Raw genomic sequence first — 22,753 nt, 5'->3', positions numbered from 1 at the left:
AACGTTCTAGAAGCTGATGCGCGCGCCGAGGTAGAAGCGGCGAGGCGCCTGCCAAGCGATGGGCTCACCGAAACGGTAGCCGCTGACGCCATTGGAAGATTCTTCAAGGGCAGTCGTGGCCTGCCGGTTAGTCAAGTTGAAGATATCAACGAAGACTTCAGCTTTGTACTTGGTCGCGAACTTCCACTCGTACTTGACGCGCATGTCGAGGTTGGCGTAGGCGGGGCCGACGCGCGTGCCGGGGGCCGGATCGAAATCGCTGATGAAGGGTCCCTGGAGAATGCGGCCGTAGGCGCCAAGACCGCGGGTGTAGTGCTGCCCGCTGAGGTAGACGCCCGTGGCGCCGAAGTTCAGGCCCTTGAAGGTGCCGTCCTGGATGGTGTAGGACAGGTAGCCCTTGAACTGGTGGTCGATGGAGCCGATGAGGGTGCCATTCATCCAGGGAGTGCGGGGATCCACACGAACCGAATCACCCTGGAAGTCCGCGTCGCCGCTGGACAGGGAGTTGCCGTTGGCATTGGTGAAGGTGGTGGAGAACATGCCCTGCCACCCATTGGTGAAGTTGCGGCGGAGGGTGAGGTCGATGATGTGGAATTCACGCTGGCCGCCAGGAAGGTTCGCGAGGACGTAGTTCACGTTGGAAGGCGCCACTGTGAATCCGAAATGGCTCAAAGGAATGGCCAGGGTGCGCAGGTAGGCTTCCCAGTAGGCGGGCGTATTACCTAGCACCGCAGAAAGACGAGCCGGCGTGAGACCACCGGCATTGGGCACCGTCGCGGAATTGGTGTAGAGCATGTCGAAATCTTCCACGATCCGCATATCCTTGCGGTGCGTGTAGGTGGCTTCAAAGGCCCAGCCCTTGCCCAGGTCCTTTTCGAAGCCAAGGCGGGCTTCATCGGTGTAGGGGCTCTGGAGGGTGGGGGCCATCATGGCGTCGACGGTCTCCCGGCCGCCGCGCTGACGAACATCCACCCAGCGGTTCAGGCTTCCGCCCACCCAGAGCTGCTCGGTGCGGGCGTTGGCGAAGGAGCCGGCGAAGTTGACCATGTCCAGCTTGATGGGCTCGAAGTACCGGCCGTAGGTCGCGAAGAGCTTGGTGGTGCCGGACGGGGTATAGGTGATGGCGACGCGCGGGGCGACGTTCAACTCGGTGGTGTGCAGCTTGGCGCCGTCATCGGCGTAGTAGCTGTCCTTGTTGAACCGGACGCCCAGGGTGGTGGACCAATGGGAATTGATGGACCAGACATCCTGGAGGAAGGCTTCCTGGGCCTTGCGCTTGACGGTGGCGGTGCCTGTGCGGAGGCCCTGGATCCGGTACTGGAGGTAGGAACCGGCGGGTCCAAGGGGATCCGGTGTGATCATCGGAATGTTACGGACCTTCTCCGCGCCATCGGCGCCGGGCAGGGAGGTGAGGTAGGCCATCAGGTCTGCGGGAAGGGTGTGGGCATCATAACCGGGTCCGAGGACGGAATCCGGGGCATAGCCATCCGCCCAGGAAGCGCCGGTGAAGTCGTTTTCCACATCGCCCAGGGTAGGATGGTGGCCTGCGCCAAAGACGAGGTTCTCGTAATCGCCGCCGTAGCCGTTGTTGAGCTTCTGTTTGCGCCCTTCCGTGAACATGGAGATGCCGACCTTGAAGGCATGTTCACCGGCCATGTTGGTCATGAGCCAGCTACCGTCGATATCAAAGCCTTCCTTGGACCGGGTGGTGTTGGTGTACCAGCCGATGCCGCCGAATTGTTTATCGTAGTTGGGAACTTCATCCGCGCTTCGGACGCCGTAGGCGGCGCCATCATCCGGGAAGATTAGGTCGACCCTGCGGGCGGCGCTGGCAGGGGTGATATCAGTCTTGTTCTCGGTCTTGTAGGCCTTGGCGGTGAGGTGGAAGACTGAACCGAAGTCCCGGTCATACTTGATGGCAAAACGCGATCCGCCCGTTTCACGGTCGAAATCGAAGGAAGGGATGCTGGAGGCTGATCCCACGCTCTTGTCCTTGGTGGGATCGCCATTGTAGGACAGCTCCACCTGATCCGAGGCGGTGGGCGCCCAGGTCAACTTGAAGAAGGATGCCACTGTGTCCGACTTCGTATTCTTGGCGGTGGGGGTGGTGACAGCGGTTGGGTTGTAGTCACCTTTGGTCTCTTGGTTGATGAGCTGGACCGAGGAGAAGAACCAGAGGCGGTCCTTGATGATGGGGCCGCCAAAGGTGAAAGCCGCATCATAGGTCGAGAAATCCCGCACCACGGTTTTAACGTGAGGTTTGTTCGAGGATCTCAGGCTGGCGTTCTGGAAGTAGTAGTTCAGGGATCCAGACCAGTTATTGGATCCGGACTTGGTCACCACGTTCGAGACCAGACCGCCGCCGCGGGCGGCCACTTCAGCGGTGATGCCGCCGGTCTTGATTTCCTGCTCCTGGATGATCTCGGAGTTGAATTTCTGGCCGGCCTTCCCGGTGTAGGGGTCGGTGGAGTCCATGCCGTCCAAGATGTAGGTGTTGTTCTTGGCGCCGCCGACGCCCGTGTTGTCGCGGCCGACGGAGCCTGCCACCACGGGATCCCGACCCGAATCAGGCGAGGCGATGACGCCGGGGACCAGCTTGATGTAATCGGTGTAGGTACGGGCTGTGGGGAGGCTGTCCACGGTATCGAGGCCCAGACGGGTCGCGGTGGTGGCGGCGACGGGGTCCACAGCGGCCGAGGAGGAGACCACTTCGACGACGACCTGGCTGATGGGGGCCAGCTTCACTTCGGCGGTGGCGGTGCTCGAAATGCCCACACGGAGGTTTCGCATGGTGGCGGCATTGAAGCCGCTAGCGCTCACCTGCACCGTGAAATCGCCGGGATAGAGGAGGCCGAAGCGCGCACGGCCCTGCGCATCAGTTTTAACAACGCGCGCGCCACCGATCTGGGTGGGGCTGGAGGCGCTGAGCGTGGCGCCCTCTACGGGCTTTCCTGCTTGATCCTTGACGGTCACCACCAGGGTGCCCGTTTCCTGGGCATACATGACTGTCGCACCGGCCACGAGGGCCAAGCCAGTCAAACCCAAACGGGATATGGTTCGATTCATAAACGAACTCCTCAAGTTGTGCGGTGAGAACCGCAGTGGAAGGTAAGAAGGAACAGCTTTGGCCAGGAACCGGCCGAAGGGTGAAGGGAGAATTTACGGCATCGTCACACCAAGAAAGCGAAACAACACCATTGGAAAAGATCAAGATGAGTCCAAAGCTAGCACCACTGTTATGACCTTCGGATGACGTTCAGGCAAGTAAAAGTTTTCCAGGCCTCCTTTTTGGGGAACCTATCTACTTTCTGAAGCACCAAGTGCCTCCCGTGAGGCGACCTATATCGTCTTCCGAGGTAAACCGTATCATTGGGAACGATTCTGCCTGAAGAGCCAGCCCCATAGTGCCCGAGGCTCCAGTCCTTGTCCAGGAAAACCCCTCAGACTGAATTTCACTCCGCGGTCTCCAGCAGCCAATCGACGTGATCCGGTTTTTCTGAGCCGATGGAAATCCAGTCCGGGATCGTGGGCTGGGGGCGTTCCATCTGCTTATATAAGGTGAGCAGCGTCTGACCTGGGGTAACACGGTCCCCGGTATGCACATGCACCCGGAGGCCTACGCCGAAGTCCAGCACATCATCCTTGCTCTTGCGGCCGGCGCCCAGCTCCATCGCCAGAATGCCCAAGGACCGGCTATCAATGGAATGGACGTAACCCGCCTGGGTGGCCTTGATCTCGACCCGTTGCCCCGCCTGGGGCAGGCGGCTGAAATCGTCCAGGGAGGATGCGTCCCCCCCGTGCAGGGCCACAAATCGTTTGAGCAGGTCGAAGGCCGAGCCGTCGGCCACGACTTTTTGGACCTTCGCCGAGGCCGAATCCAGGTTGCTCGCGAGGCCCCCCAGCAACAGCATTTCCGCAGCCAGCCTGAAGCTTTCCAGGGCCAGGACCGAGTCACCGTGCTGTCCGCGAAGGATTTCGACGGATTCCATGACTTCGAGGGCATTGCCGATGGCCCAGCCCAGGGGCTCATCCATGCGGGTGATGAGGGCCTTGATCTTCATGCCGTGGGCTTTGCCCACGTCCACCATGCTGCGGGCGAGGATCCTCGCATCGTCCAGGGTGGCCATGAAGGCACCGCTCCCGCATTTCACATCCAGGACCAGCGCATCGGCCCCGCCGGCCAGCTTCTTCGACATGATGCTGGCGGTGATCAAAGGGATGGATTCCACGGTGGCCGTCACGTCCCGCAGGGCGTAGAGCTTCCGGTCCGCGGGGCAGAAATCGCCCGTGGGGGCGGAATTGACAAAGCCCAGCTGGGCCAGGCTCGCGATGAATTCTGCTTCGGCCAACTCCACTTTCATGCCGGGGATGGCGGCGAACTTATCCACGGTGCCGCCGGTGTGCCCAAGTCCCCGTCCGCTGAACATGGCGCATTTGAGTCCGCAAGCGGCCACGATGGGCCCCAGGATCAGCGTGGTCTTGTCGCCCACGCCGCCGGTGCTGTGCTTATCCACCTTGATGCCGGGCACCGAGGAAAGGTCCGCGCGATGCCCGGAATCGCGCATGTTCAATGTGAGGGCCAGGGTTTCCTCGGTATTCATGCCCCGCCAGCAGATGGCCATGAGCAAGGCGGAGCTCTGTTCGTCGGGGATGATGCCGTCGGTGACACCCTTGACCCAGAAGGCAATTTGATCCGCACTCAGGGCACGGCCTGATTTTTTAGCGTGGATCAAATCGTACATCCGCATGGATTCCATGGCCGGCCCCTTATGTCGCCCTCTTGGCAACAGTCCAGCTTACAGGATTTCCAATCAAATCCCTTGCAGGGTGCGTTCCATCAGCACCGTGACGGCGCGGTCCTTGAAGCGGTTTTTGTATTCCGCGAAGTCCTTCCAGGCCTGGTCCCGGTTTCCCGCCAGGCGGTCCGCTTCCACCAGGGTGTTCCAGTAGAGGTTCGCCCAGTCTTCGTTGGGGGAGGCGCTTTTACGCAAGGGGGACAACAGCGCGAGGGCCTCCTGACCCTGGCCAAGCGCGATGGCCCGCTCGGCCTGTGCGATGCGGGCCCAAGGTGCTTTGGCGGGAGCCGCGGCGGCGGCAGAACCCTTGCCGTCCAGGGAAAATTTCCAGGCGGCCAGCAGGCCTTCCGCGGAAGCCTTGCGCGAACCCGGTGCCGTCTTGGTTAGGGCTTCCAATTTGGGCAATCGGTCCCGCATGGTCTTTTCGATCTGATCGACGCCAAGCGGCGCCGGTCCAGCGCCATCAAAGCCCTGGGTGATCTCCGCCAGGTTGGATTCGAAGGCCTCCAGCTTGCTGTCCCGCCATGAGTTGAAGCCGAAAAAACCCGCCACGAGCAGCACCACCGTGCTTGCGCCGATGAGCAATGGTTTGAGCATGCCCGTCTGCAAATCCTGTCCTTGGGCCATCTTTTTTTGAAAATGGGCAAGGCTCTGCGCGGGTTTCTGGACCTGAATTTCTTTCGCCTTCGGCGTCGCCATGATGCCGGCCTCCAAACCTTCAGTTTGCCTCATCCCCGCCGGACTTCCCACTTGAAATCCAGCGCCCCTCTGGTAGCCTGATTCATCCTGCCTGGGTAGCTCAGTTGGTAGAGCAATGGATTGAAAATCCATGTGTCGGCGGTTCAATTCCGTCTCCAGGCACCAACCAGAAAAAGGCCCCGCTTTTCGGGGCCTTTTTCTGGTTGGCGGAGACGGAATTGAATCCCAGCAGTCTTGGGCCGCGGTTCGGAGGCCGGAGGCGGCCCTAGACAGCGGGCGGCCGAGCCAGCCGCGGGAGCGGCTAGGTGAGGAATTCCGTCCCGGGATGGCGCACAGCCGTCAGGATTGGTCCTCTAGGCTTCCTTGCCGCCGGATCCTCTGATACAGCGAACTCCGGGAGATGTCGAGCCAACGGGCGGCCTCGTCCACCCTTCCGTCGCAGGCCTCGAGCACCTTGCGGATATGCTGCTCCTCCACCTCCGCCAGCGTGAGCTTGGTGCCGGGGTTCGCGGGATCCACGGGCTCGCCCGCGCCCAACTCGAAATCCAGAGGCTGCAGGACTGCGTCCTGCCGGTAGATGACGGCCCTCTCGACGGCGTTCTTCAACTCGCGGATATTGCCATTCCAGGGGTGTTTTTCCAGCATCGCGACCGCCGCGGGGGAAAGCTCCAGCTCTCCGCATCCCCACTCCAGGGCGGATTTCTCCATGAAGTAGGCCGCCAGGAGGGCGATGTCCTCCTGCCGCTCCCGCAGCGGGGGGACGAGGATCGGGAGCCCCGCGACGCGGTAGAACAGATCGCTGCGGAACTTGCCTTCCGCCACGAGCTGGCCCAGGTCGCGGTGGCTGGCGCCGATGAGCCGGAGGTCCACGGACTTGTCCTGGGTGCCGCCCACCCGCCTGTAGGTCTGCTCTTCCACCGCTTTCAGGATCTTCGGCTGGACCGCCAGGTCCATGTCGCCGATCTCGTCCAGGAAGAGCGTGCCCAGATTCGCGACTTCCATCATCCCGGGCTTGGATCCAGCGGCGCCGGTGAAGGAGCCCTTCTCATGCCCGAACAGGTCGCTCTCGAGGAGTTCCTTGCTAAGGCCCGCGCAATTCAATTCCACGAAGGCCCGTTCGCTCCTCGGCCCGTGGCTGTGGATCCACCGGGCAAGCATGCTCTTGCCGACCCCGGTCTCACCCTGGATGAGCACCGGACGATCCAGGGCCAGGACGCGTTTCACCTGCTGTTCAAGCCGGCTGATCGCGCGGCTCGATCCGAAGAAGGGGCTGACAGACGCCGAAGCTTTTCCATCCTTGGCGGATTTGCGCCGCCTTTCCTCCCCGAGCTCCAGGGCCTTGGCGATGACGATCCCCAACACGCCAGGATCCACAGGCTTGCTCAGGAATTTGTCGGCGCCGGCGCGGGCGGCCTGGGCCGTCTCATCGATGGAAACCGCGTCCAGGAGCAGGACGATCGGCACCTGCCTATCCAGCTCGCGGATCCGGGCGACGAAGCTGAGGGCTTGTCCGTCCTGAAGATCCTGGTCGATGAGCACGAGCCCGGGTTGGTCGAGGACGTAGGCGGACTCCGCGGCGATCAACCGACTGACCTGGTGGACCTCGAAGCCCAGCGCCTGGGTCTTCCGGGTCAGCGGATTCGCTGGATTGCTCTCGACGACAAGGATTTTCCCGGCGGTCATGACCCCCCCGACCATGACAACACGAATGGGCGCGGAGGCAAAACCATGGGATTCCGTGAAGGCGGAAGCTGCGGTGGGGCGGGGGCCTTCATGGACGGCCGCGGCGGCCGGCCCAGGCGGGACGCAACGGTGGTCCGAAGACGATGACGAGCCAGCCAAGCTGCATGAGGGTCGAGGCATCCATATTGTGGAATCCGGATTTCGATTCCTGGAATACCACGAGAACCGGGCATCGGCAATTGTTTAACAACATATCTCTAATTAAACAGTTGCGCGTGTCCATCCAATTGGTACGAAGCCTGCTGTTTTCTCTCGGCCTTGCATTTCGGCCAACCCGTTCTCCGCGATCGCTTTTCTGTAAGGGACCGCGGCGGATGAGGAACCCCGAATCTCCACCGCCTCGTGGCGGCAACAAGAAAGGTGGCTTCCCGTGGAAAGCACAAGCCTGGCATTGAGCCCATCAGGACGGACTCCGGAGGATTGGTATCTGGATGCCGTGGAAGCTTTTCAGCATCTGGACGTGGAGCGGGCTACGGGCCTCATTCAATTCGCGATCCGCCAAGATCCGAACAGGGTGGATTACCACCTCTTCAAGGCCAAAATTTTTGAATCGAACGGGAGCGACCGCCGGGCCGTGATCAAGTGCTATGAAGCGGCGCTGAACCTGGAACCGAGGAATGTTGAAATCCTGCTTCGGCTTGCCCAGCATTTCCAGGCCGCGGGAATGCAGGTCCGCGCCGCTGTGCTCTTTCAAAAGGCCCGGGAGCTTTCACCCAACCATAAATTGTTGAAGCGCTTGGATGCCGCTCCCACTCCGGCAAAGGCAAAAGCGGCCAAGGCTCCGGATAGCCAGGGTCTCAGGGATCTTGGCCAGCAGATCAAAGCCTTGTTCAACAAGATCACGGGAAGAGAGGTGGGCGTGGCGTGCCAGGTGGCTGTGCACCGCTGATCGGAGGGACCAAATTGCACGCCACGATTCCATCCGCTTCCACGATCCCCCAGGCCGCTGGACGGCGCTTGGGGGTTTTGGGGCCATGCTAATGCGCCTGTGCGGTTCAGGTGTTTCAGCAAGGCCCCTTCTGCTTGAACGCTGCGCGGATGGCCCAGTTATTTTGCCGCAACGGCCCGGCGGGCTCGACTACAGTAGGTTGCAGGCGGGACCGGCCTGAATGGGGTCAGGAGGCTGAACGATGGACTTCGGTGGACTGACGGCATTGGTGGTCGAGGATCACGAATTCCAGCGTCAACTGGCGCTCCGATGCCTGGGAGACCTGGGGATCCAGGGCGCCATGGAAGCTGAGAACGGCCGCGATGCCTTGAACCAGCTCCTGGTCCTCGACCGGCCTGTGGACCTGATCTTGTGCGACCTGGACATGCCCGAGATGGATGGCGTGGAATTCATCAGCCATGTGGCCCTGAACCATCTGGCCACAGCGGTGATCGTCGTGAGCGGCCTGGAGCCCGCGATCCTCCACACGGTGGAAACCATGGCGAGGGCCTATCGCATGCAGGTTCTCGGCGCGATCCACAAGCCCTTGACCCATGAACAGCTCTCGGCCTGCTTGTCCCGGTTCAACCAGCCGGGAACCGTCAACGGTTTCGTGCCGCCGGTAGCCGAGGCCGCGCCTGAGGATCTGAAGTCCGGCCTGGAACACGGGGAATTCATCCCCCTGTTCCAGCCCAAGGTCTCCCTGTCCACGGGGGACCTGGTTGGAGTAGAAGTCCTGGGCCGTTGGTTCCGCCCTTCCCACGGAGTCCTGCTGCCCCAGGATTTCCTCCCGGCCATCGAACGGGCCGGGTTGATGGCGGAGCTCCTTGAGACGATGCTGCTCCAGGCCTGCGCGCACTTGAAGGCCTGGAACGAACGCGGGCTGGCCTTGAGCGCGGCGCTCAATGTCTCCACCCTCTCCTTGTCGGAGCTTCCCTTGGCCGACCGCCTGGATGACCTGGTCCGGGCCCAGGGCTGCGAACCCCGCCAGATCATCTTCGAGATCATCGAGACGGGGTTGGGATCCGACCTGGCGCCGGTGCTGAAAGTCCTCGCCCGGCTCCGGCTCAAGGGGTTCGGCCTCTCCATGGACTGCTTCGGGGGCGGGTTCACGGAGCCGAACCGGTTGAGCAACCTGCCGTTCACCGGCTTGAAGATCGACCAGGCTGCGATGCGGGAAGCCCAGAAGCATGAATGGAACCGCACGCTGGTCGAGACGAATCTTGAATTGGCGCGGAAGCTCAATCTACGGACCGTAGCGGAACGGATCGAAACCCGCGACGACTGGGAGATGGTGAAAAAGTTCGGATGGGATGAAGCCCAGGGCTTCTTCATCAGCAGGCCCATCCCGGGGCATCAAGTCCCGGAATGGGCCAAAAGCTGGCGGCTGCGGATGGAATCCATGCGTGGGACCGCGGAGGTCTGAGAATGTACCGGACCAGCAGCCTCGGAGACGGTGGACTGGATCAGTAGACCACCACCGTCTTGCAAGCCTGGCGGTTCTGCGCGCCGACGGCGGCCACGCAATAGGTGCCGGCCGGCAGCGTGATGGAACCGGAGGTGGAAAATTCGCCCACGCATCCTGAGATCTTCACGTAGTAGGAACCCTGGGCCGACCAGGCGATGCGTCCGATGCTCGATTTCACCATCAGCTTCGGAGCCTGCGGAACGGCTGGATTGCTCGCTTGCGTGGGGGAGGCAAACATCACGAGGGCAGCGGGAATAAGAACGGCGTACTTGCTCATGGGATCCTCCCTAGGTGGAACCAGAAACTTGATTCCACAGGTCTAGGGCATCAACGGTGCCAGTTCTGAAATCAGGCCGAATCGAATCGGTGTTATTTATTAAGTGTTTTATTATTAATATTAGCGATTGATCTGAAATTGCATGTTGGAACATTGGAGGCGGCCCGTTCCTCGATTTTGAATCTATTTATTGGACGAATTCCAAAGAATGGATTTTTCGCGGTCGTGGACCTGCAGGACATCCCATCCCGGTCCGGGACGGCCTCGGCTTCGAATAGTCTTGGCCCGGTGGAACGAATCTTCTCCACTCCCGGTCATCGCTGAAACGCGCACTTCTAGGAAGCGGCGGCGGCTGATGGCTCCTTCCTCTACTGTTGCGGCTGGGTGGAGTTGGGCCTAGTGTTTTTCCAAGTGCCGGAAGGCCAGTGGAGGCGGGGACATGGATTTGAGCCATCGCAAGATCATGGTTGTGGAGGACCAGGATTTCCAACGCTGGATGACGCTTCAACTGTTGAAGGATCTGGGGGCAGGGGAACTGCTGGAGGCGGCGAATGGACGCGAAGCCCTGGCCTTGCTGGCTGAGCGGGGCGATCCCGTGGACATCATCTTGTGCGACCTGAACATGCCGGAAATGGATGGGGTTGAATTCATCAGCCATGTGGCCGAAGGCCAATTGGCCCAGGCCGTCGCCGTGATCAGCGCCATGGAGGTCTCCATCCTGAACACCGTGGAGACCATGGCCAAAGCCTATGGCTTGCAGGTGCTGGGCGTGATCTCCAAACCCCTCAACCGCGATGAGCTCACGAAATGCATCGCCAACTACCAGCCGAAGGAAATCATCCGGGAGGCCTACGTCACCCGCACCGAATTCAACTCGGAGGATCTGAAGCGCGGACTGAAGGAAAGGGAGTTCATCGCCTTCTTCCAGCCCAAAGTATCCTTCTCGACGGGCGAGGTACAGGGCGTGGAGGCGCTGGTGCGCTGGTTCCGGCCGGGGAACGGCGTCGTGTCGCCGCTGTATTTCATCCATCAGATGGAGCTTGAGGGCCTGGTGACCCCCTTGACCGAGGCTTTGCTGTCCCAGACCTGCAAATACCTGAAAGCCTGGGCTGAGCGGGGCTACGCCCTCACGGCCTCGGTGAACGTCTCGATGCTTTGCCTTGCAGACGTGAGCATTGCGGACCGGCTGCATGACCTGGTCACGGAATCCGATTGCGATCCCAAGCAGATCATCCTGGAGGTGACCGAAACCGAAGTGATGACCGATGTCGCCAAGGTGCTGAATGTGCTGGCCCGGCTGCGCATGAAGGGATTCGGGCTGTCCATCGATGATTTCGGGACCGGATACTCCTCGCTGCAACAGCTCAGCAACGTGCCCTTCACGGAGCTGAAGATCGATCAATCCTTCGTGAAGGATTCTCCCACCCAGCCCCGGCACCGGACGATCATCGAGACCAGCCTGGACCTGGCCCAGAAACTCAAATTGAAGACCGTGGCGGAGGGCGTCGAAACCCGCGGCGAGTGGGATTTGCTGAAGTCCCTGGGGTGCGAGCAGGCCCAGGGCTTTTTCATCGCGCGTCCCATGCCTGGCCACCAGCTGCCGGATTGGATCCAAATGTGGCAGGCCCCTGAGTCCTAGGGAGCCGCCGACTGCTGCGCATGCAGGCCTTCGGGGAATTCGGCCGGCCTTTCTGTTTGGGTGTCCCTTCAATCTGCCTGTGTCATTGACTAAGGACGTCGCCATGGTTCGATTACGCAGCGTATCCTGGGCTCTTCTAGGAATGATTCCGCGGCTAGGGTTGGCGCAGGGGCCCGTCGCGCCGCGAGCGGAGACGCCCGCCCCTCAACTGATCCGCCTTTTCCTGGATGTCCAGCAGGCGACGGTGGACGAGGTTTTCTTGAAGTCCGAGATCCCCTGGGTGGATTGGGTGCGCGACCCCAAGGACGCGGAGGTGCACCTGATCCTGACCGTGCAGCGGAACCTGGCCGGGGGGACCGCGCACACACTGCGCTTCATCGGCCGGGGAGCCTTTCAAGGAATCGGAGACGAGACCAGCTATCACGCTCCGGGAACGGCCACCTCGGATGAGATCCGCCGCGGACTCGCGGATCACTTGACCTTGGGGCTGGCCCGGTACCTGGCGCGCCGGCCCGGGCCGGAGCGGATGGGTGTCGTGGTGAAGGGTGGTTCCAGCCTGGCTCCGCCGATCCAAGGCGCCAAAGATCCGTGGAATGCCTGGGTCTACCAGGTCGGTCTGAATGGGTTCTTCAACGGGGAAACCCAGTATTCGGCCTCCACCACCTCGGTGAACCTCAGTGCGAGCCGGGTCACCGAAAACGAGCTTTTCCGGTTCAATTCCAGCGGGAATTGGAATGCGTCGCGCTATGTGCTTTCGGATGAAACCCTCCGCACCAATACCGAGTCATACGCGGCGAACCTGTTGTGGGCCCATGGCTTGTCCGATCACTGGACCTGGGGGCTGATCGCCTCCGCGGACCGCTCGAACCTGTCCAACCTTGAATCTGCGGTCCGCGGCGCGGCGGCGGTGGAGTTCAATGTCTGGAAATACGCCCAGTCCACCCAGCGCCAATTCACGTTCCTCTACCAGATCGGCGCGGGAAGGAACCGGTACATCGAGGAGACCATCTACCGGAAGACCTCAGAGACCCTGTGGGACAACTCCCTGGCGGCGACCCTCAGCCTGAACCAGCCCTGGGGCACCGTCACCACGTCCCTGACGGGATCCGCCTACCTTGACGACTGGTCCAAGCACAGCGTGGCGCTTTCGAACACGATGACCGTGCGCCTGGGGAAGGGCTTTTCCCTGAATCTCACCGGAATCTATTCCCGCGTGAAAAACCAGGTGTCCCTTTCCGCTCAGGGCGCGACCGATGAAGAGATCCTCCTCCGCCTGAAGCAGTTGCAGACTTCCTATACCTACTTCGCGAGCATCGGCATCAGCTACACCTTCGGTTCCATGTTCAACAATGCCGTGAACGCGCGGTTCGCGAGCGTCGGCGGCGGAAGGTGGTAGGGCGCCGCCTGAGCCGGGAAAACTATTCCGCAGGGCCCTCCAGCCGGGCCAAGGCCGTTTGCAGGCCCGAGATCTGTTCCTCGATCGCTTCCCATGCGGGGGCCTTGGTCTGGGCGTAGAGTTCCAGCCTTTCGGCCCTGCCTGCGATATCGCGGGCGCCGATCATGGCGGCGGAACCCTTGATGCGGTGGGATTGGCGCACGATGCAGGGATTGTCTTTCTGCCGCAGTCCCTGTTCCAGCGCCAACAGATCGGTTTTGGTGGCCGAGATGAATTTTTCCAGGATCTCCCGCGCCGCGGTGTCATCGCCGCGGCATAGGTCCAGCAGGGTCTTGGCGTCCAGCCCGGGGGGCACCCAATCCGCTACCCCGGGTGGAGGCGGTGCTGATTTTCCAGGGGGTTCCGGAGCCAGGCCAACCTTCACATGGGGCAGCCATTCGCGCAGCTTGGATGCCAGCAAAGGAATGGTCACGGGCTTGACCAGGTAGTCGTCCATGCCCAGCTCGACGCAGCGCTCCGCCTCGCCGCGCAGGGCATTGGCGGTGAGGGCCAGGATTGGCGTTCGGGGCCTTCCGTGGGCCTGCTCCAGGTCTCGCACGGCCTTGGTCAGTTGGTATCCGTCCATGCGGGGCATGTGCAGGTCGGTGAGGAGCAGGGCATAGCGTCCGCTCTGCCATTTCTCGAAAGCTTCCTGGCCGTCCACGGCGATTTCCAGCGCATAGCCCGCCCGGTTCACCTGCTGGGTGAGCACGATCCGGTTGGTGGGATGGTCCTCGGCCATCAGGATCAGGCTGCCTTCCCGCTCGGCCTCCTCCGTGCTTGGCGCGGGCCGAGCGGGCACGGCCTTGGCTTCGTCCGGCGCGCTTGGGTTCACGATATCCCGTTCGTCGCCGAGGGGGAGTTCCACCGATAGCGTCAGGGTGGTGCCTTGTTCCAAAGCGCTTTGCATGTCCAGGCTACCGCCCATGAGATCTGCCAGCCGCCTTGAAATGGCCAGGCCCAGGCCCGTTCCTCCGAAGCGCCGCGTGGTGCTGGCTTCGGCCTGGGTGAAGGGCTCGAAGAGGTGCGCCTGGGTCTCCTGGGATATGCCGATGCCCGTGTCCTGCACTTGCAAAGCCACGAATTCGGCGCCATCCCGCCGATCGAGCCGCCACACCCTCAGCGTGATGGAACCCCGTTCGGTGAATCTCACCGCGTTGCTCATGAAATTGTTCAGGATCTGCCGGAGGCGGTGCATATCGCCCACATGGGCCTGGGCGATCCTCGGGTCCACTTCCACGATGAACTTCAACCCCTTCGTGGAAATGGCGGAACTGAAGGTCTGGGATACGGAATTTACCAGGGCCCGCAACGAGAAGGTTTGGACGGCCAGATCCAGTTTGTTGGCTTCGATCTTCGAGAAATCGAGGATGTCGCCGATGATCTGCAGCAGGCTTTCGGACGATTCGTGGATGATGGCCGCCACTTGGCGCTGCTCGGCGCTGAGCCCGCTTTGGGTGAGGATCTCCAGCATGCCGGTCACGCCGATGAGCGGCGTGCGGAGCTCATGGCTCATGGAGGCCAGGAACCTGGATTTCGCCTCGCTGGCGGCCCGGGCCTCGGCTTCCTGCTTCCTCAGCTCCCCTTCCAGGACCTTCATGGTGGCCACGGTGGTGAGCAGGTCGGCCGTGCGTTGGTCCACCTTGGATTCGAGCTGCTGGTTGGAGCGTTCGAGTTCCTCCTTCAGCCGCGTATGCTGGATGGCCACCACGAGCTGGTCGGTCATGTCCAGGGCGATTTCCGCATGCTGGGGTGTCAGGCTTCCGGGAGTGGTGGTGGACAGGGCCACGAAGCCCATGACGGCGCCCTCGCTTTCCATGGGGACGTAGACCAGATTGCGCAGGCCCTGGGAGAGCATCAGCTCCTCCATGGCGCAGCCGTGGATATCGCTCAAATCCCTCAAGTCGAGGAAGGGCGCCGAAAGCAGATCCTTCAGATCGTGGAAATCGCCGATGGGCCGGACCTCGCCGGCAAGGGGCAGCCAGGGATTGTCCTGATCCACCGCGATGATGGTGCCCTGGGCGAGCCCCTGATCGAACAGCACCACTGAGGCCCGCTCGAAGGGCACGATATGCCTGAGCCGGCTCAGCGCGCTCCGCGTCAGCTCCGGGGTGGAGCGCGCGCCGAGCAGCGCCGCGTCGATTTCCCGCAGAGCCTTCAACCGTTCGGTGTACTGGTACAGCTCCTGCTCGGCCTCCACCCGCTCGGTGATGTCGGTGTTGATGGCGAGGACGGATCGGGGTTGGTCCAGTTCGTCCCGGACCAGGGTCCAATGGCCTTCGACGGTCAGAAGGTTGCCATCCTTGCGCCGGTGCTGGATCCGGCCGCTCCATTCGCCGTCGTGGAGCAGCATGGCGTTGGCCTGGTGGAAGGCGGCGGGATCGTCATAGAAAAGATCCACGGTCGACCGGCCGATCAGTTCCTCGGAGTTCCATCCATACAGCCGCTCAGCGCCTTTGTTCCAGAACAGGATCCGGTGGCCCATGTCCCGCACGCTAATGGCGTCGTGGGCCTTGTCCAGCAGGGAAGCCTGTTCGCGGACGCGGGCTTCGGTGGCCTGGCGCTCCAGTTCGGCCTGCTTCCGGGCGGTGATGTCCTGCTTGACGGCCACGAAGTGGGTGATTTCGCCCTTGTCGTCCTTCAGGGGCGTGATGGTCATTTCCTCGGTGTAGAGGCTGCCGTTTTTGCGTTTATTGATGACTTCGCCCCGCCAGACTTCGCCAAGGATGAGGGTGTCCCACATGGCCTTGTAAAAGGCCCGGTCATGTTTTCCGGACTTGATCAGGTCTGCGGGCAGCCTGCCGACGGCCTCGGCCACGGTGTAGCCGGTGAAGGTGGTGAAGGCCGCATTGGCCCATTGGATCACGCCTTCGCGGTCGGTGATGACGATGGCGTTGGCCGCGGCTTCCAGCGCGCCCCCCTGCAGCCGCAGGCTGGCCTCGGCCTTTTTGCGCTCGGAGATGTCCTGTTCCACGGCGATGAAGTTCGTGATCTCGCCGGCCTCGTTTTTCAAGGGAGTGATGATCTTTTCCCCGATGTAGAGGCTGCCGTCCTTGCGTTTGTTGATCAGTTCTCCCCGCCAGACCTTCCCGCCCAGGATTGTGTCCCACAGGGCCTTATAGAAGGTGTCATCGTGCTTGCCGGACTTGACCAGGTCTCCAGGTTCCCTACCGATGGCTTCGGCGGCGCTATATCCAGTGAGGGCGGAGAAAGCTGGATTGGTCCATTGGATCAGGCCCTGCCGGTCGGTGATGAGGATCGCATTGGCCGCGGCCTCCAGCGCGCCGCCCTGCAGCCGCAACTGGTCGTGGGCGCGCTTGCTCTCCGTGATGTCCGTGAGCGCCCCGACCATCGCGACCGTTTTGCCATGCTCGACCACCGGTGATTCATTCACCTGGACCCAGATCGTCCGCCCGCGGGGCGTCACCAGCTCCAGTTCATAGGGGCCCTGGGCCACGCCCGTCTCCACGGCCTTGTTTGAAATCCCCACACCGATGGCGTTGACTGGATTGTCCGTCATGAAATCAGTCCACGGCCGGAAGGTGTCCTCCGGGCCGGCGTCAAAGAACTCCCGGACCTGGGGGCTGACATAGGTCATCACGTTGTCGGGCCGATGCGAATAGTAGAGCTGCTTGCTGTGCTCGATGATCAGCCGCAACTTTTCTTCGTTCTCGCGGAGGGCCCTTTCCGCCTGCTTCCGCTCGGAAATGTCCTGCATGGCGCCCAGCATCCGGACCGCCCGGCCATCCGCATCCCGGGTGATGAAGCCCTGATCCTCGACAAAGGCGTAGCTGCCGTCCTTCCGCCGGAGGCGGTATTGGTCCGCCCAGAATTCGCTCGCCCTGTTTTCCAGGGCCACCTGGATGCCCGCCCGCACGCTGTCCAAGTCCTCGGGATGGATGAGGTCGTCCACGGATCCGTAGTCCGTCTCCACTTCCTCCCTCGAGTAGCCGAACAATTTTTCGAAATTGTCATTCCGCCAAATGGAATGGGCGTCCAGGTCCCAGTCCCAGATGACGTCGAAGGTGGCGCGGTTCGCCAATTCGAAGCGTTCATGGCTTTCAACCAGCTCCCGTTCTGCCTGCTTGCGCTCAGTGATGTCCCGCGCGACGGCGATGATCACCTTTTCCCCGAAGTACTGCCCGAGCGAGACGCTCACATCCTTCGGGAAGACGGCTCCGTCCTTGCGCAGTCCCCAAAACTCGAAGGTTTGCGGTTCGCCAGCGAACGCTTTGCCGATATGGTTGCCGATCTTGGAGAGGTCGTTTTTTCCGGGGGCCGACAGGAATTCAGGAGCCCGCCCGAGGAATTCCTCCTTGGCATAGCCGTACATTTTTTCCACGGCCAGATTCACATCCAGGAACACTCCGTTCTCGTCCTGTATATAGACCGCTTCGGTGACGCTATCCAGGATCCCCCGGTAGGTCTGATCGGAGAGGCGAAGCCGCTCTTCCGCCCGCCTGCGCTCCGTGATGTCGCGGAAGGACCAGACCCGGCCGGTGACGGTCGGGCCATCCAGCATGGGCGATGAGAACCGCTCGAAACAACGGCCGTCCTTGAATTGGATCAGGTCCAGGTCCGCGGCATCCGAGGCATAAAGCGAATGCACCTTCTTCAGGAACGCATCCGGATCGGACAATTGGGCCAGCACGTGGTCCAGCAGGGCCCGGTCGTCGCCGCCCTCCAGGAGAACTTGCGGGATCTGCCAGAGCTGGGCGAAGCGCTGGTTTGTCTTGAGGACCTTGCCCTTGAGGTCTACGGCCAGGATCCCGTCGCCCGTGGATTCCAGGATCACCTGGAGCTGGGATTCACTCGCCCGTAACGCCTTTTCCGCCTGCCTGCGCTCGGTGATGTCCAGCGCTAGGCCCCGCACGATGGGCTCGACCACACCCTCGGTCCGCATGGTGGTGGTGTATTCCCAAAACCGTCGCTCGCCCTTGATGGTTTGGATTTGCATGATCCCGTCGGCTTTTCCGAACTCCCGGATGGTCCGCAGGTATTCAGGGAACAGGTGCCGCGTTCCGGGCACCAGCAGATCCCCCAGGTTCATCTTCAAAAGGGTTTCGCGGGAATAGCCGGTGAGGCGGACGGTCGTGTCGTTCACGGAGATGAAATTCCCATCGAGGTCGTACGTGGAGATCAGTTCCGGGCTGTTGTCCACCAGGTCGCGGTAGCGGTCCTCGTTCTCCCGCAGGGCTTGTTCCGCGCGCTTCTGCTCGGAAATGTCCATCCGCACGCCGAGCATGCGGATCGCCTGGCCTTGGGGGCTTTTCTCAACGACGCGCCCGATGACCTGGACCCAGCGGTAGGAGCCATCAGCATGGCGGATGCGTGCCTCGTACTGGTAAGGCTTGCCGCTTCCGGCCAGCATCTCGCTGATCTTCCCGACCACGGCCTCCCTGTCGTCGGGATGGAGGCGCTCGATCCAGACGCTCCGGTCGCCGAATCCGGTTTCCGGTTCATAGCCCAGCATCGTGTAATAGTTGGGCGTCGCGTACCACTGGTCGGCCAGGATATCCCAATCCCAGACGCCGATCGAAGCGGCGTCGGTGGCCAGGGTGATGCGCTGGGTCGCGATCCGGAGTTCATCCTCCGACTTCCTGCGTTCGGTGATGTCCCTTAGAAACGCGGAAAACCTACCGGCCACGCCCGGAAGTTGGGTGATGCTCAATTCAACATGGATCAGACGCCCGTCCTTGCAGCGGTGCCTCCGCACCAGCAAGGCCGATCCGGTTTGGGCGATCCGTCCGATCATCTCCGCGATTTCCTCTGCGGATTCATCCGCTTCGAAATCGGCGATGGTTTTCCCCAGCATTTCATCGCGGGTGTACCCAAGCATGCGGCAGCAGGCTTCATTGACATCCATGATGCGGCCCTGCAGGTCCACCAGCCAGAAGCCGTCCAGGGCCGTGCGTAGGATGGCGGCCTGTTCCTCCCGGCCCTCCCGCAGCAAGGTTTCAGCCCGATGCTTGTAAAGGGCCATCTCGATGACCGTGCGCAGTTCACGCTCCTCGAATGGCTTGATGATGTACCCGAAAGGATTGCTCTTCTTGGCGCGGTCCAGCGTCTCTTCGCTCGCGTAGGCCGTCAGGAACACCACCGGGCGGTTGAAGCGCTCGTGGATGACCTGCGCGGCGGCAATGCCGTCCATCTCTCCTTCGAGGCGGATGTCCATCAGCACCAGATCAGGCCTCAATCGCTCGGCCAGCGTGATGGCGTCCTCGGCCCGCGGCGTATCGGCCACAGGATCATAGCCCAGTTCCTCAAGCTGCTTGCGGATATCCCGGGCGACGAAGGGCTCGTCTTCAACGATGAGAATCCGGGGCTTGCTCATGGGAGCACCTGGGGGCAGGCGGTAGGGAGGAAGGCTGATGCGTGATTATGAGCCGTTAACGAATAAACCGTTGCGATAAAATGACTTGGTTATTTCAAAAGCAATGCGGTTGAAACCGGGGCTCGCCTCGCATCGGCTCCAAATAGTCCGAATTCCGGCCATTCATCCAAACCGGGAAATTGCCGCACTGACTTCCTCCTGCTTGTGGCGTTCAATTCTCGATGCCGGTCCATCCTTTCGGGGTGAAGGCCACTTCGAAGACGGCGCCGACACCAGGGCCGCCGCCGATTTCGAGCTGGCCCTTCAGCTGCCTGGCCAGATCCGCCACCAGTTGCATGCCCAGCGAGCAGGCGCGTTTTTCTTCAAAATCTGGCGGCAGGCCCACGCCGGTGTCGCTTACCCGCAGCCGGACCTGCGGTCCGCCGCTTCCGGCCTGGAGCTCGATGCGGATTTCTCCGGAGCGGCCATCGGGGAACCCGTGCTTCAGGCAATTGGAGACCAATTCATTGACCAGGAGGCCGCAGGGGACCGCTTGTTCGAGCGCGATGCTCATCGGAGCCAGATCCAGATGAAGCTGGATTTTCCCGCGCTCCACAGCCATCGATCGGTAAAGATGGGTGGTGACTTGAGTGATGTAGTCGGGAAGGTTCACCTGCTCCAGGTTCTCAGCGCGGTACAGGGATTCGTGCAACAAGGCCATGGACCGGATGCGGTTCTGCATGTCCTTGAGAACGGATTTCGTATCGGGCTGGGTGCTCCGTCCCGCTTCGAGGCGCAGCAGGCTGGTGATCACCTGCAGATTGTTCTTCACCCGGTGGTGGACTTCTTTGAGCAGGGATTCCTTTTCCCGCAATGAGGCGCGCAGCGCCTCTTCGGCCTGTTTGCGGGCAGTCAGATCGATGAACGTCGCCAGCACGTCGTCTCCGAGCAGGACGCCCGAAATCTCCATGATCCGGACTTCGCCATTCTTGCGGGCCACCCGGTACTCGCTAGGCTGGATGTCCTGGCCGGACTCCGAAGCGGCTTGGACCGCTGCGCTCCAGGTGGCGATGACCCACTGGCGATAGGCTTCGTCGGGGTAGGCGTGCCGCCACCAGGCTTCGATGGTCGGGATATCCTCGTGCGTGTAGCCGAAAAGCGTTGCGAACCGGTCATTGAAATGTTCGATCACACCGCTTTTCGAAAGGTAGGCCAGCGGAATCGGGGCGACCTGCACGAGCCTGCGGAAGCGCGTCTCGCTCTCGATCTTCGCTCGTTTCTCCTCGTCGATCGAATCCAGGGACCGGTACAGATGGCGCGCGAGCACTCCGATTTCGTCCGCACGCTCGGTATCCTCGCGCTGGAACGCGCGCCCATGCTCCGCATCGTCCGCGACCCGCGCCAAGCGGTGGAGCCCGGTTGTCAAGCCGCGCGCCAACTTCGTGGCGATGACTGCGATCATCAGCAGGAGGCATGTTGCGATGCCGGCGCCGACAGCGGCATTCCGGCGCAAATTGGCATTTGCGGTGTCCCGGGTCAGCTCCACCCGCACCCAGCCGATGTGGCGATCGCCGGATTGGATGGGCACGGCCACATCGATCAGATCGGACTGGTCCAGGAGGATTTGAGGTTTCGGAGGCAATCCCAGCAGACGCTGGCTGGGCGCATCGCTGAAGAACTGGCCGATGTAGGCCGGTCTGGTGGAGGCCAGGATTTCGCCCTGCGGCGAGAGCACGATGGCGAACTTGAGGTCTGTGGCCTCCGAGGCGCCCTTCAACACCTCCTGCAAACCCGCTGAATCGTTCGCCAGCACCCATGAGGCGCCGCTGAAGGAGAGGGTCCGCGCCAGGTCGATGGCGCTTCTGTTGCCCTGGGCGTAAAGGAAATCCCTCTGCAACGAATACAGGAGCAGGCCGCTGCCGAGGATGATGGCCATGGAAACCAGCGAAAAGGACCACACCAGCCTGCGGCGGATGGACCCGCCCCAGGCTTGTTCCAGGCGGGCGTACCATCCTTGGATCGAGCTCATCGGGATCGCCGGCCGGTACGCCGGGCCTGCCCGGAGGCAGCTGGTCCCTGGACTTGGCGGGGCATTTCGAGGGACTTGCTCATCATGGGGATCCACTGCAGGCAGGCAGCGTCAGTTTGGACTCCTTCAAGACTGCCTGCTCGCCGAAATTCCATCCCCAAATACCGGATGGAAAGGCCCCCTTTCGAGGATCCTTTCCATCTGGCGGAAGCGCCTGTCAGTTCCCGCCCATCTGGTTGGGTTGGTACCCCTCGCCGTAGGACACTGGCACACGCTCCTTCATATCCTTGACCAACCTTTCCTGGGCCTGGGCCTGCTGTTTTTGCTGCCAGGCTTGGGTGAGCTCCGCCTGCACGGCCTCGAAGGGCGGGAGTGGCTGGGTGCCGCCCGCCGCCTTCTGCTTAGCGACCGCCTCATCGTAGATCTTGCGCAGTTCCGCTTCCGGCGCGGCGGTGGCCGCCGCACGTTTTTCGATAAGGGCGCGCTTGTAGACATCGGCCATGGCCGATTCCGCCTGGAGGCGGACCTTCACATCCTTGTCCAGGCCTTCCAGCCTGCCCAGCTCGATCAAGGCCCTCTGTTCGGCCAGGCTGCCGACCCACTGATTGCGGCGTTCCTTCAATTTGGGATCCGTGAGCAGCATGTCGGCGTCCGATTGCTTAGGGGCCAAGGCGCGGACAATCCCTTCGAATTCCTTTTGGGTGATCTTCTGCCCAGCCACATTCGCCACCACGGGGCTGGAATCGCGGGAACCGATTCCGCAGCCAAGGGCCAGCGCCAGGATGGGGGCAAGAGCGAAAGGGGCCAGGTGCTGTGGGATGGCTTTGCTGCTCGAGGTCGCCTGCTTCATGTGTTTTCTCCGCGAATGTTCTAGATTGAGGGAGGAACGCGGGCGCCGCAATGGCCGACGCCGGACGCAGTGGTCCGTTCGAAACCGGCTGACAGAATCTAAGACGATTGATTTATGCCGCTTACGCATGCGAGCTGGCCACAAGTCCGCGTCGGTCCGACGCAGCCTTGAGCCCGGACGGCTCCAATGGATGCCTTGGCGCACGAAAGGTATTGCGGAATTTCCAAAAACATGCTTTTATAGCCAATTGAGCATATAGGATCGACCCATGGTTAATGCCTCCCCCCTCGCAGGACTGGACCTGCAAATCTACTCGGCCCCCTGGTGCGGCGACTGCCGCCGCCTGGACAGGTGGCTGGCGGAGCAGGGCCTCCAAATCCCAAAGGTGGACATCGAATCAGAGGAAGGCGCCGCCGAGCGGTTGGAGGCGGGCACTGGCAAACGCGGAATCCCGTATTTCCTGGTGGGAGGGAAACGCTGGGTCCGGGGCTACCACAAGGAGCTTCCGCAACGCCTGGACACGGACCTCCTCATCCGGGAACTCCTGGAAGCCGCGAAAGCCTGAGTGTTTTGAGG

13 protein-coding genes and 1 tRNA gene are annotated in these 22,753 nt (G+C 61.8%); 6 read left to right on the top strand and 8 right to left on the bottom strand.

All coding sequences use genetic code 11. The features are described from left to right. Positions 1–6 precede the first annotated feature (6 nt). The 3 genes from IPQ13_08810 to IPQ13_08800 form a co-directional block, all read right to left on the bottom strand. Positions 7–3,066, bottom strand: coding sequence for a TonB-dependent receptor (locus tag IPQ13_08810; GenBank protein ID MBL0210993.1), 3,060 nt, complete (start codon positions 3,064–3,066; stop codon positions 7–9). 386 nt (positions 3,067–3,452) lie between these two features. Beyond that, entirely contained in the window at positions 3,453–4,757 is a 1,305-nt protein-coding gene (locus IPQ13_08805; protein MBL0210992.1) for a thymidine phosphorylase, read from the bottom strand. Positions 4,758–4,811: 54 nt separating this feature from the next. After that, positions 4,812–5,495, bottom strand: coding sequence for a hypothetical protein (locus IPQ13_08800; protein ID MBL0210991.1), 684 nt, complete (start codon positions 5,493–5,495; stop codon positions 4,812–4,814). Between the two features lie 89 nt (positions 5,496–5,584). Between IPQ13_08800 and IPQ13_08795 the strand changes: the two genes are divergently transcribed. Then, positions 5,585–5,660 (top strand) — tRNA-Phe (locus IPQ13_08795). A 174-nt stretch (positions 5,661–5,834) separates the two neighbouring features. Here the strand turns inward: IPQ13_08795 and IPQ13_08790 are convergent. Beyond that, the gene (locus IPQ13_08790) at positions 5,835–7,178 is read right to left on the bottom strand and encodes a sigma-54-dependent Fis family transcriptional regulator (GenBank protein MBL0210990.1); all 1,344 of its coding nucleotides are present in this window, start codon (positions 7,176–7,178) and stop codon (positions 5,835–5,837) included. 430 nt (positions 7,179–7,608) lie between these two features. Here IPQ13_08790 and IPQ13_08785 point away from each other — a divergent pair, with 430 nt between their 5' ends. Together IPQ13_08785 and IPQ13_08780 are read left to right on the top strand one after the other, a co-directional pair. Then, positions 7,609–8,127: a hypothetical protein gene (locus IPQ13_08785; protein ID MBL0210989.1), complete on the top strand. Its 519-nt coding sequence runs from the start codon at positions 7,609–7,611 to the stop codon at positions 8,125–8,127. A gap of 241 nt (positions 8,128–8,368) precedes the next feature. Then, entirely contained in the window at positions 8,369–9,592 is a 1,224-nt protein-coding gene (locus tag IPQ13_08780) for an EAL domain-containing response regulator (protein ID MBL0210988.1), read from the top strand. Between the two features lie 40 nt (positions 9,593–9,632). Here IPQ13_08780 and IPQ13_08775 read toward each other — a convergent pair whose 3' ends face one another. Beyond that, positions 9,633–9,911: a hypothetical protein gene (locus tag IPQ13_08775; protein MBL0210987.1), complete on the bottom strand. Its 279-nt coding sequence runs from the start codon at positions 9,909–9,911 to the stop codon at positions 9,633–9,635. A gap of 439 nt (positions 9,912–10,350) precedes the next feature. Between IPQ13_08775 and IPQ13_08770 the strand changes: the two genes are divergently transcribed. After that, positions 10,351–11,550: an EAL domain-containing response regulator gene (locus IPQ13_08770; GenBank protein MBL0210986.1), complete on the top strand. Its 1,200-nt coding sequence runs from the start codon at positions 10,351–10,353 to the stop codon at positions 11,548–11,550. A 142-nt stretch (positions 11,551–11,692) separates the two neighbouring features. Beyond that, positions 11,693–12,946, top strand: coding sequence for a hypothetical protein (locus IPQ13_08765; protein ID MBL0210985.1), 1,254 nt, complete (start codon positions 11,693–11,695; stop codon positions 12,944–12,946). A 22-nt stretch (positions 12,947–12,968) separates the two neighbouring features. Here the strand turns inward: IPQ13_08765 and IPQ13_08760 are convergent, their stop codons facing one another. The 3 genes from IPQ13_08760 to IPQ13_08750 all read right to left on the bottom strand — a co-directional run bounded on the left by IPQ13_08760 (position 12,969) and on the right by IPQ13_08750 (position 22,177). Further along, positions 12,969–19,319, bottom strand: a complete 6,351-nt coding sequence (locus IPQ13_08760) for a PAS domain S-box protein (protein ID MBL0210984.1) — start codon at positions 19,317–19,319, stop codon at positions 12,969–12,971. 211 nt (positions 19,320–19,530) lie between these two features. Continuing rightward, the gene (locus IPQ13_08755; protein MBL0210983.1) at positions 19,531–21,327 is read right to left on the bottom strand and encodes a PAS domain S-box protein; all 1,797 of its coding nucleotides are present in this window, start codon (positions 21,325–21,327) and stop codon (positions 19,531–19,533) included. Between the two features lie 217 nt (positions 21,328–21,544). After that, positions 21,545–22,177: a hypothetical protein gene (locus IPQ13_08750; protein ID MBL0210982.1), complete on the bottom strand. Its 633-nt coding sequence runs from the start codon at positions 22,175–22,177 to the stop codon at positions 21,545–21,547. A 268-nt stretch (positions 22,178–22,445) separates the two neighbouring features. On the opposite strand from IPQ13_08750, the gene IPQ13_08745 reads away from it, so the two are divergent. Further along, positions 22,446–22,742 carry a glutaredoxin family protein gene (locus tag IPQ13_08745; protein MBL0210981.1) on the top strand — a complete coding sequence of 99 codons (297 nt, stop codon included), beginning with the start codon at positions 22,446–22,448 and terminating at the stop codon, positions 22,740–22,742. The last annotated feature ends 11 nt before the right edge of the window (positions 22,743–22,753 follow it).

The organism is Holophagaceae bacterium, assembly GCA_016720465.1.
Lineage (GTDB): Bacteria > Acidobacteriota > Holophagae > Holophagales > Holophagaceae > JANXPB01.
This window is presented reverse-complemented; position numbering and strand designations above follow the sequence as displayed.

Coding starts and splice junctions, on each gene's coding strand:
- IPQ13_08780 (MBL0210988.1), top strand. CDS start 8,369: ATGGACTTCGGTGGACTGACGGCATTGGTGGTCGAGGATCACGAATTC.
- IPQ13_08790 (MBL0210990.1), bottom strand. CDS start 7,178: ATGACCGCCGGGAAAATCCTTGTCGTCGAGAGCAATCCAGCGAATCCG.
- IPQ13_08810 (MBL0210993.1), bottom strand. CDS start 3,066: ATGAATCGAACCATATCCCGTTTGGGTTTGACTGGCTTGGCCCTCGTG.
- IPQ13_08765 (MBL0210985.1), top strand. CDS start 11,693: ATGATTCCGCGGCTAGGGTTGGCGCAGGGGCCCGTCGCGCCGCGAGCG.
- IPQ13_08760 (MBL0210984.1), bottom strand. CDS start 19,319: ATGAGCAAGCCCCGGATTCTCATCGTTGAAGACGAGCCCTTCGTCGCC.
- IPQ13_08775 (MBL0210987.1), bottom strand. CDS start 9,911: ATGAGCAAGTACGCCGTTCTTATTCCCGCTGCCCTCGTGATGTTTGCC.
- IPQ13_08800 (MBL0210991.1), bottom strand. CDS start 5,495: ATGGCGACGCCGAAGGCGAAAGAAATTCAGGTCCAGAAACCCGCGCAG.
- IPQ13_08755 (MBL0210983.1), bottom strand. CDS start 21,327: ATGAGCTCGATCCAAGGATGGTACGCCCGCCTGGAACAAGCCTGGGGC.
- IPQ13_08770 (MBL0210986.1), top strand. CDS start 10,351: ATGGATTTGAGCCATCGCAAGATCATGGTTGTGGAGGACCAGGATTTC.
- IPQ13_08745 (MBL0210981.1), top strand. CDS start 22,446: ATGGTTAATGCCTCCCCCCTCGCAGGACTGGACCTGCAAATCTACTCG.
- IPQ13_08805 (MBL0210992.1), bottom strand. CDS start 4,757: ATGGAATCCATGCGGATGTACGATTTGATCCACGCTAAAAAATCAGGC.
- IPQ13_08750 (MBL0210982.1), bottom strand. CDS start 22,177: ATGAAGCAGGCGACCTCGAGCAGCAAAGCCATCCCACAGCACCTGGCC.